This window comes from Roseateles chitinivorans (assembly GCF_002761755.1).
In the GTDB taxonomy this organism is placed as follows: Bacteria; Pseudomonadota; Gammaproteobacteria; order Burkholderiales; family Burkholderiaceae_C; genus Roseateles; species Roseateles chitinivorans.
The window spans coordinates 1-9191 of the sequence record NZ_PEOG01000119.1; the positions used below are offsets into that span (position 1 = coordinate 1).

Sequence of the window (9191 nt, forward strand, 5' to 3'; positions counted from 1 at the left end):
TCAGCGCCAGCGCCGTGACGGTGAGCGCGGGCACGAGCGGCGGCATGGCGGGCGCCTTCAAGGACAGCGGCGACGAGCGCAGCACCACGCGCAGCACGATCAGCGCGGGCAGCACGACGATCACCAGTGGGGATGCGGCGAGCCAGGCGGCGCTGGAGAAGCTGGACCGCGGCGCGACCAATGATGCGACGGCGGGCAAGCTGGCGCAGGGCTGGGATGGGCAGAAGCTGGCGCAGCAGGTGAAGGTGAATGCGCAGATCGTGGCGGAGTTTGGGGCGGAGGCGGCGAAGGAGGTGGCTGGCCAACTCGACAAGAGGGCGCAACAGCTGCGGGCCGAGGGCAAGATCGACGAGGCGAAGAAGTACGAGGAGGGCGGTGAATACCGGGTCGCGGCGCATGCGGTGATTGGCGCCATCACGGGAGACCTGAGCGGAGCGTTGGGAGCGGCGGCGAGCGCGAAGGCTGCGGAGCAATTGAAGGATCTCCAGACCTCCCTTGATAAGAAGCTTCGAGACGCGGGGCTGGGACCCGATGCGGAAGGGAAGAACGATTGGGCGTCCGGGCTCTCAAAACTGGCAACAGGTGCATTGGCAACAGGAATTGGTGCCGCCGTCGGTAGCTTCGACGGTGCGGCTGCCGGTCTCAACCAGGACTTTAATAATCGGCAACTCCATGTGTCGGAAAAGGACAGGATTAAGAGGCTGGCCGGAGGAGACGAAAAGGCAGAACAGCGTCTGACGGAGGCTGCTTGCGCGCTCGTTCGCTGTGCCGACGGAAAGGCCGATACAGACCCGACCAAGGCCGCTCTACTGGCGTCTCAGGACTACGTCTTGAGCCATCCGGAGCAGTACGCGAGCGAATTGACCCTACTAAAGTCTGATCAGGCAAATGGGCTCTTCACCTACACCGCTGCGGACAAGCAATTGGATGCTTTGCAACGCAGTGATCCACGCGCTCGGTTTGGCGGCTTGAGTTCTAAGGAGACAGAAGATAAGCGGAAGGAACTAATTGCCTGCGGCTCTAGTCCGCAATGCGCGACCGACGTGGCGATGAAGTACAACCGGGTGATCAGTGAAAGGGTTGAATTCAATCTTGGTTTAGAGAACGCCATCAAATTGGCGCAGCAATGCGCGAATGCAAGTTGTGAGCGCGACGCCATTAACCAGCTTCAACAGTTTAAGAGCGATCTTGCTTTCCGATTTAACGCCTGCAAGGACGATGCCTGTAGGCTGTCGGTCAATAGGGACATTACGCCGTTTAGGGCGCAGTTGAACCTTCTGAAAACGCGAGCAGGAGATCAGTCGCTTCTGTACGCGATGATCGATCTCGGTGCGCTCGGATACAACGAAAATGCCCAAAATGGAGCGGCGCCTGCCGAGAAACTTCCTGTAGCACCACCGAAACGCGCCAATGGACGCGGCATCACTAATGGGGCTGACGTCGCTGACCCGGTGGTCATATTCGAGCCGACGCCAAGCTCCCCTAAACCTAAATCCGACAGCCCTAGTGCCGTCGATCCCGCACATGTGCAACAGCTGACGAAAAACGGGGTTAAATTCAGCGAGGGCGACTTGGTCGCGACGACCACCGATGGCAATGGAAAGGTTGTGTTTCTAGAGGCTGGCAATTCAAAAGCCGGCTTGCAGCATATTGTTGAACGACATAAGAAGGAATTCGAAAGTGTCGGCGTCAGCGAGTCTCAAATTCCCGAAGTCGTGATGAAGGCAGTATCTGAAGGGAAGCCCGTTGGCCAGCAAGGGAAAGATGGTGGTCGCCCAATTTATGAAGTAACATTTGAAGGTAAAACTTTCCGGCTTGCAGTGACCGTTGGAAGTAACGGCTTTGTGGTTGGCGCAAATCCCGCAGGAAGGGGTGGAAAATGAAGATGAAATTGATGGCTGATTATGATTGTTATCCGTTGTGGGGCGAGGACGGGGAGAATATCGATCCCTCCTCACTCGGATTGTCTGAAACCTTGACGAGGGACTTGAACGCTTGGGCGAAGTCGTATGACGCAACTCTGAATCAGGACGATCCGCTGAAGTCGGGTTTCGCCTCTGAAGACGCAGAACGTTTGTTTCAAGAAGAGGGTGCACGGCTCCACCTGCTACTTCAGCGGGAGTTAGGAGGGGAGATCAATGTCCTTTTTCAGATTTGAAGTGTCTTTCCGGATGCTGCGCGATTTGCGGCGGCGACACGCTGAATCTCGCGTCTAGGCCGCATCTACAACGCCAATACCGGCGGCGGGCGCAAGACATTCTGGAGCTGCGCGCGTCCGACCAGAATGCGGCGCCGCAGATCGGCAAAGTGACGACGCAAGCGGGCTCGACGAGCCGACCCGGCTCGGCGCAGAACGCGGCGTTGAACGTCTCGGGCCTGAGCGTCGGCGGCTGCGTGGCGGGCGTGATGCCTAACCTCACGCTGCCGCCCAACAGCCTGTTCAAGACGCACAGCGAGCCCGGCAGCAAGTATCTGGTCGAGACGGACCGCGCAATCGGTTGGACTTCCGAAAGCGACTGCACCGGCTTGCCCAGCGACACCGAGCCGAAGTCCGTGCCACTGCTTGCGCTGAAGATGTAGGCCACGAAGTCCTTCAAATGCCCAACCGGCTCCGCCGGCGATTCGGTCGGATCAACCGCCTCAGCCGACCTGTCATCTGAAGGTCGACTTGCAGCGGTGCTTCAATGCGGTGGTACTGGGCCCCGCATCGAGGTCTTAATAAGGGGCCGATCTGTGAGGCAACACGCTGAACCTCGCAGCGCGGGCCGCCTCGACCACGCCAGCACCGCCGGTGTCGAACGGTGCATTCGGGCGGCGCGGTCAATAGCGCGTGATGTGGTTGGCGATGTCGGCGCCTCGGTACTGGTTAATGGCCGCCTGCGGGCAGGCTGTACGTCATTTGCTGAAACACAGCGAGGCTTTGGACGGCTTGCTATTGGGAATTTGCACTAAAGACTAACCTATCTTCACCGCTTTGTGCCGCTTGTTCTCCAACACTCCTGCTTGTGTGTTCCGCGTTTCGGGTCGAAAGCCTTGCGAAGAATGACAGCGATCTAGGCATGAGTAAACTCGACCAAATTTATGAAGCGCTTGCGTCGATAATTTATAGGAATGCCCCCAATGGATTCGTTGAGGCCTTCGTTTCCGCAGATATTGGGGGTGAGTCTGCCGGCGGCTTCCAAATGGGAGCTGAGGATGGAGCAGGTCGCAGTCTAGAGATGGATCTCAGCATTCAAGATCTTCTTGAACTGCAAAGCTATTTCGTGCAGGTCCGTGATGAACTGCTTCGCGAGACTGGCGACCGTCTTTGGTCAATACGCGCCGCAGTGACGGATGGTGGACGATTCTCGATAAGGCATGGATATGAAATGCCAGAATGGTACGTTGAAGAAGAGGACCCGTTAGTGGCTTGGGGGGAGAACAATCCGTCGCCAGCGCACACGACCGTTCATCTCCGCGAATGGGAAATGCAAGGGCTTTCTTGGCTCCAGCAACGAACCGCAGAAGACGGAGAAGCATGGGGCCTTGGCAGCGAGAAGAATTGGACGCTCGACTTGTCGGCTGGTCGTTTGAATTTCTCCTTTGCAGACGGTCGAAATATGTCTGGGCAGATCCAAGTGCTTGGGACTTTCAATAAGAAGGATGGTTCATTCCTTTGGGCGTGGGATAACCCTTCTATTCCGAATGCGCTACGGCTATCGGCAATGGCGATTCGGGATTGGGCCGAAGCCAATGGTGAGCAGGAATTGACTCACTCCAAGATTCGCGTGGATGAGACGAGGATCTGGGCTTGGTTGGGATTTTCGGCGCGCGAATCTGGCGCAGATGGCGGGTATCGTGTTAATTCGAATGGAATGGACATCTACTTGATATATCGCGGCATCACCGCTCTGCGGACTTGACATGAGCGCATCAAATGGTCGGCACGCAGCAGTTTGGTAGACGCATCGAGTGATGATGGCGCCAAGCTGCCTCAGCGCCTGCAGCAAGCGCGCCCGTCTCTAGACGGGGTGGTTTCAAGATTCCTCGAAATCCTGGTCTCGCAACGCCATTCGCAAGCATCCTGCGCCAGCGCTGAGGTCGCGCAACGAGCCCAGTCAGCCCCTGCGGGCTCGACCGGTTCGCAGAGAAGTTCATGACGGGCTCAAGACGGAGAGCAGCAAGTCTCGCAACCAGCAGGACCCGTCCGGCAACCGCACCTGGCGTGTCGGCGGTTGAGAACTGCGCCGAGGTGCCCGGTTTTTCTCCACCGTGGGCCTATCAACTCAAGCAGGAGAAGCTCCGCAACAGCGCGGTCAGACGGCCCATCGACGGTCCATGGCGCCATGGGTGACTTTCGACGAGTTGGACTATCTGCCCTTCAGCGCATTGGGCCGGCCGCTGATCTTCCGCTTGCTGAGCGAACCATGCGAGCGCACCATTTTCGCCACCACGACGAACCCGAGCGTCGGCGAGCTGGTCAGTGGCTTCGGGGCTGTCAAGACCACGACGTCGCTTCTAGACCGCCTAATCTCAACTGACCCGATGTTCCATCTAAGCCAAAAATCCCCGCCCTGAATCGTCCTTAGGAGCATTTGATGTTGCTTGAAAATCCGCGCCTAAAAGCTACAGCTGACGAGATATATGAGGAGTGCTCGGATTCTCTTACGTATGAGGAGCTGACGCACTATTATTCCGAGCTGTATGGAATCAGGCACTTCCTTGGGGCTTGGAAGGGGCCAGGCGGCGATCGACGCGGGCAAGAACAGCTTCAGCACCGGCACGCTGAGCAGCAGCGACATCGACAACCGCAGCCAGTTCAGCGCCAGCGCCGTGACGGTGAGCGCGGGCACGAGCGGCGGCATGGCGGGCGCCTTCAAGGACAGCGGCGACGAGCGCAGCACCACGCGCAGCACGATCAGCGCGGGCAGCACGACGATCACCAGCGGGGATGCGGCGAGCCAGGCGGCGCTGGGGCGGGCGGGTTGGCAGCTGTCGGCTTGGGTTTGCTGGGATATACCGCTGCGGTTGGTGGGCAGTATGTAAATACTCTTAAACCCGTTGCGACTGGTGCGACCAAGTCTGAAGGGAGTTTGGCGGGGACTGGAAAGCCCCAGTCGCCCTCAACCCCTCCCACTTCACACTGAGTGGCGAGGGAGGAATTCCAGTCTCCTCGAAGATTGAACTCCGGAAGGCGAAATAAAAATTCTGAAATTCGATGGGCTGGATGGCAACGTACTCGTTGATCGAAAGACGGCGGTTCTCACTACGCAAAAGTCCAAGGATCAGGCGATTCGCCAGTCCGAAGCTCTCGCACAAAATGGATTACCAGGTAGATGGGAAGTACCAAACGAGTCCGAAGCTTCTCGGGCACGTAAGATGTTGGACTCGCTCGGGATTAAGAACATTTCTGTGAAGGTGGTCAAGCCATGAATAATTCGTTTTCTAGAGAAATCGCCAAAGCAATCGCAAATATCGCCATCTTTCTTGAGTATGCCGAAGAGGGTGTACTCGATCCAGACGCGGCAATTCAAGTGATGGAGCAGTTTGCAAGCGACTTAAAGAACGTGAACTATTTCGACAGGAGTACGCTCGTTCAGAGTCTGAGGGAAGTTAGTCTTGAGTATGGGGATGCTTCTCGCAGAGAATTTGTGTTTGGACTTCCGGAAGCACTTGGGCTGGACTAAGACGGCTGCGATAGACAGCGCGCTTGAGGATTGATTGGGTCAGTCGGTTAATCGGGTTGTTGTTTTTCCTCGGAAGGACGGAAAAGATTGAACGCCGCTAATAACAATAAATGGTTCCGTCAAGTGATGGAGAATCTTCAGCGAGATGATGGTCTAACAGCTTCCGCTGTGATCAACGAGCGGGATGGGCCGTTTCCTTTGTGGGAGCGCTTGGCTTCCCCAGAAGGCCCCTGTGAAATGTTGATGGAAGATGCCGTTTACATCGCTTTAGGGGATTATCGCCATCCGTTATGTGGAAGGTTCTTGGATTGGACGATTTCGACCGCTGAGCGCGCGCTTTCGGATCCTCGCTTCGAGATCGAGTCTGAAAGTAGATTTAAGGGCTGGCGGAATTCACCCATCTCTCCTGGGAATCGCGGAAGGGTGTTAGCGATCAGCGCACTTGCGTCCGCAATGAAGAACGGCGTAGACGTCGATCAACATAAGATTCGTGAGGCGGCCGATCAACTTGTGACGTCAGCGCTACTGGAGAAGGGCCGCAATTGGGCCGATAGGCTGGTGCAGGGGCAGTTCATGTACGCGGTTCGGCTATTAATGATTTGCGGAGATTGGGAGCGGGCTAGGAAGCTAATCTCTGTAAAACGGAAGTTCGAGGCTGTCTCGCGACAGCATCAAATAATGAGGGGGCTGCTCGGTTCTGGAGATTGCGAGGGGAACAATCCACCTGATCTGTCCTCTCCCGCCTGGGATAAGTTTCAAGAGTATTTCAAATCGGTTCGGGTTCCGGAGGGGAATCCAATCATTCGTGAAGATGGAGGTGGAGCTCCTTGCTTTTATCGAATGCAGATCGGATTAATTTATCATCGCATAATGTCGAAGGGGCAAAAGATAATTTGGCCGGAAGTATTCTCTGTGGTCGGTGCGGGTGGCTAGATCTATTTAATATGGGTGCTGCTGTGGGCTTGCATGCTGGTTGGTATTCCTGTTTAATTTTCGGTATTGCGGCCCATAAATATTCTTGTTGCTAACTAAAATGAGGGGCGAGGTCGGAGGTGATGGAATCCGTTCTCGCTGTCGGCCTCGGCACTGACGGTGTCGGTGGGCGACACGGCTGCGCAACATCGGCGAGCAGCTGGCGGCCACGGGCGACATGAGCCTGGTGGCCGGGCGTGATGTCGTCATGCAGAGCACCACGGCCAGCGGCGGCACGGTGAGGGGCAACGTCACGACCAAGGCGATGGTGCTCGACCAAGTGGCGTCGCTCACTGCGGGGGGCGTGATGGTGGTGCAGGCTGGGCGCGACGCGCAGCTGCAGGCGGTGCAGATCCCGCAGGGCGGCGCGGATGGTGCGGGCGCCGAAGGCGGCGTGATGGTGGCCGCAGGGCGCGACCTAACCCTGAGCACGGTGCAGACCTCAAGCTCGCGCGACCAGGTCTGGAATGCGACCAACTTCAAGAAGGAAAGCCAGAGCCAGGACGTCGGCACCGAGATCAAGGCCGAGGGCGAGAGAATTTCAGAATGCCCTGAAGAATGGAAGCGCTGTTAGTGTGAAGATTGAACTGGGATATTCCTCCGTAGCGGGGTCACGCCCGTCGCAGTTCAACGTAGTAGCGATCATTGACGGCATTAAGAATGTCTATCATTTGGTCAATAGGAAACATGATGCGCGAACTAGAAAATTATTATCATTCCATTGCAAACCTTTTGAATAAGTCATTGCCTGTACATTGGTCGAAGGCTTTCGTACTCGCGCCAGTCCTGGGCTCGTGTGTGGGAGGTATTCGCTACGGCGCTTCCGATCATACCGGCGCCACATTAGACTTCGACATCAATTGGGGTGATATCTCTGATCTGAAAGAATTATTTATAAGGACGCGCGACTCTCTGTTGAGGAACACCGGTGAGCGTATTTGGTCAATTCGATTTGAAATGACATCGGACGGCAAGTTCTCCGCAAAATTTGACTATGAGCCACCAAGTTGGTACGACGAGGAGGACGATCCCCTTATGTCATGGGAGCAAATCGCAAATAGGCAATTTGAGGAGATAAAGATCCCCCGGTCTTAGCGCTGATGAGGCTACCGGCCTCTCTTGGTTATAGGAGAAAATTCAGTACCGGTCCGAGAGCGGATAGGAGGAATGGCCAGTTCTTCGATGACAGCAGGAGTAGGACTGGACTGCTGCGATGACCACCGTTTTCGACGAGCTAATGGTTAGCGAGGAGCGGCGTTATAAGAAGAGACGCGTGCTGCTGGTACAGCGAGGTCCTAATAAGGGGCGGTCTTGGCGAAGGATATATGGCGAACAATACGGCGAACCAAACCAGTGGGGTCGCTGGTGAATATCGTTGGACTGAAGTTGTCGTTGTAGGTATTGATCGAGCCACAGGGAAGGCGTATACATCCTTCCCACAACTTAATTCCGGTGTGAAAATGCCCGATCCCCGAGGAGTTAGGCCATGAAGGAAATTTCTCTTTATCACGCCGAGCTTATTATGGCGCCGTTTTCAGAGCATGAGGCTGAGCATTACGGTTATGATGAAGAGCTTTTTTCACTTGATCTCGTGAATCCTGTTCAGGCGGAGTTCGCTATTGGAAAGTGGTTGGTGCCACATGCAGCGAATTGGAGTGCAGGAGGTCGTGAATTGAGGCGGGAAGCCTCACGAATTTGTATATCGCAGGATATGCCATTTGGCAATTCATGGCTTCCCGGAATTGATGATCTTTGTAGGGTTGCTGGTGATCTCAAAGAGTACTCAAGAAATCTTGCGGTATTTCAGAGGCAGGTTTGGGAGCGTCTGTTTGGGGAGCGATATTCGGCACTCCCGCTCGAGCAGTACGTGCTTCGAGTTGACAAGGAGTTTGAGTTTTTTCCTGATTCTCCAAATCTTTGGACTGTTCCGATTTATTCCTCTTGGCCTCCAGGTTTTAAGGGTCGAGAGTTGTCCGCTTCTTGATTTCAAAGTGCGATAGTTGAAGCGCGCAACCAGTCAGCGCAGGACACGGAGACGAAGTTGAAGCAGAGCGGGCTCCGGTGTCGCTGAGCGCGCCGGGGGTGGATGCGGCGCTTGGCGCCATCAAGGCCGCCGAGCACGTCACGCAGACGCAGGACGACCGCATGAAGGCGCAGGCCGCGGCCACGGCGATCTCCAAGGCCAATCAACTTGCTGGCCGCGCAGAACACCAGCGAGCAGCACAGCAAGGACTCGAGCAGCAGCGCGTCCATCGGCATCGGCATCTCGCTGGGCCAAGAGAACCGGCTGGGCCTCACCGCGAGCGCCAGCGTGTCCAAGGGCAATGCCGATGGCAAGGACACGAACTACACCACCACGCGGGTCACGGGCGGCAGCTCGGTGACGCTGCAGTCGGGCGGCGACACGACGCTCGGCGGCGCGGTGATGACCGCGCCGAAGGTGGTGGCCGACATCGGCGGCAACCTCAAGATCGAGAGCCTGCAGGACACGGCCAAGTTCGACTCCAAGAGCCAGAGCATGGGCGGCAGCGTGACCGTCGGCTACGGGGCGGG

General features: G+C 56.5%; 11 protein-coding genes and 1 pseudogene. 11 read left to right on the forward strand and 1 reads right to left on the reverse strand.

The window, feature by feature from the left end; all coding sequences use genetic code 11:
* From CS062_RS26445 to CS062_RS24345, 5 genes and pseudogenes are all read left to right on the forward strand, one after another.
* A pseudogene (locus CS062_RS26445) lies at positions 1 to 1883 on the forward strand (hypothetical protein); the annotation flags it as partial.
* Positions 1880 to 2158: an immunity protein CdiI family protein gene (locus CS062_RS24335; RefSeq protein WP_099864392.1), complete on the forward strand. Its 279-nt coding sequence runs from the start codon at positions 1880 to 1882 to the stop codon at positions 2156 to 2158. The pseudogene CS062_RS26445 and the gene CS062_RS24335, both read left to right, overlap by 4 nt.
* Positions 2155 to 2580, forward strand: coding sequence for a hypothetical protein (locus CS062_RS25995; protein ID WP_143742495.1), 426 nt, complete (start codon positions 2155 to 2157; stop codon positions 2578 to 2580). The genes CS062_RS24335 and CS062_RS25995 overlap by 4 nt, the downstream gene beginning before the upstream one ends.
* A gap of 479 nt (positions 2581 to 3059) precedes the next feature.
* Positions 3060 to 3902 carry a DUF6882 domain-containing protein gene (locus CS062_RS26000; RefSeq protein ID WP_143742496.1) on the forward strand — a complete coding sequence of 281 codons (843 nt, stop codon included), beginning with the start codon at positions 3060 to 3062 and terminating at the stop codon, positions 3900 to 3902.
* A gap of 349 nt (positions 3903 to 4251) precedes the next feature.
* Positions 4252 to 4557 (forward strand): ATP-binding protein, encoded by a 306-nt coding sequence (locus tag CS062_RS24345; RefSeq protein ID WP_259373121.1) that lies wholly within the window; start codon positions 4252 to 4254, stop codon positions 4555 to 4557.
* Positions 4558 to 4598: 41 nt separating this feature from the next.
* On the opposite strand, the gene CS062_RS26450 is transcribed toward CS062_RS24345, so the two are convergent.
* Positions 4599 to 4922 (reverse strand): hypothetical protein, encoded by a 324-nt coding sequence (locus CS062_RS26450; protein WP_158238920.1) that lies wholly within the window; start codon positions 4920 to 4922, stop codon positions 4599 to 4601.
* Between the two features lie 486 nt (positions 4923 to 5408).
* Here CS062_RS26450 and CS062_RS26005 point away from each other — a divergent pair, with 486 nt between their 5' ends.
* The 6 genes from CS062_RS26005 to CS062_RS24360 form a co-directional block, all read left to right on the forward strand.
* Positions 5409 to 5666, forward strand: coding sequence for a hypothetical protein (locus CS062_RS26005; protein ID WP_143742497.1), 258 nt, complete (start codon positions 5409 to 5411; stop codon positions 5664 to 5666).
* Between the two features lie 87 nt (positions 5667 to 5753).
* Positions 5754 to 6599, forward strand: a complete 846-nt coding sequence (locus CS062_RS26010) for a hypothetical protein (RefSeq protein ID WP_143742498.1) — start codon at positions 5754 to 5756, stop codon at positions 6597 to 6599.
* 217 nt (positions 6600 to 6816) lie between these two features.
* Entirely contained in the window at positions 6817 to 7212 is a 396-nt protein-coding gene (locus CS062_RS24355; RefSeq protein ID WP_099864398.1) for a hypothetical protein, read from the forward strand.
* Positions 7213 to 7328: 116 nt separating this feature from the next.
* Positions 7329 to 7733, forward strand: coding sequence for an antitoxin YezG family protein (locus tag CS062_RS27475; protein ID WP_497006791.1), 405 nt, complete (start codon positions 7329 to 7331; stop codon positions 7731 to 7733).
* 391 nt (positions 7734 to 8124) lie between these two features.
* Positions 8125 to 8622, forward strand: a complete 498-nt coding sequence (locus CS062_RS26015; RefSeq protein ID WP_143742499.1) for a hypothetical protein — start codon at positions 8125 to 8127, stop codon at positions 8620 to 8622.
* A gap of 207 nt (positions 8623 to 8829) precedes the next feature.
* Positions 8830 to 9191: hemagglutinin repeat-containing protein (locus CS062_RS24360; protein ID WP_199174349.1), on the forward strand; the 362-nt coding region annotated here is incomplete at its 3' end.

Coding starts and splice junctions, on each gene's coding strand:
- CS062_RS24335 (WP_099864392.1), top strand. CDS start 1,880: ATGAAGATGAAATTGATGGCTGATTATGATTGTTATCCGTTGTGGGGC.
- CS062_RS26000 (WP_143742496.1), top strand. CDS start 3,060: ATGAGTAAACTCGACCAAATTTATGAAGCGCTTGCGTCGATAATTTAT.
- CS062_RS26005 (WP_143742497.1), top strand. CDS start 5,409: ATGAATAATTCGTTTTCTAGAGAAATCGCCAAAGCAATCGCAAATATC.
- CS062_RS24355 (WP_099864398.1), top strand. CDS start 6,817: ATGAGCCTGGTGGCCGGGCGTGATGTCGTCATGCAGAGCACCACGGCC.
- CS062_RS27475 (WP_497006791.1), top strand. CDS start 7,329: ATGCGCGAACTAGAAAATTATTATCATTCCATTGCAAACCTTTTGAAT.
- CS062_RS26015 (WP_143742499.1), top strand. CDS start 8,125: ATGAAGGAAATTTCTCTTTATCACGCCGAGCTTATTATGGCGCCGTTT.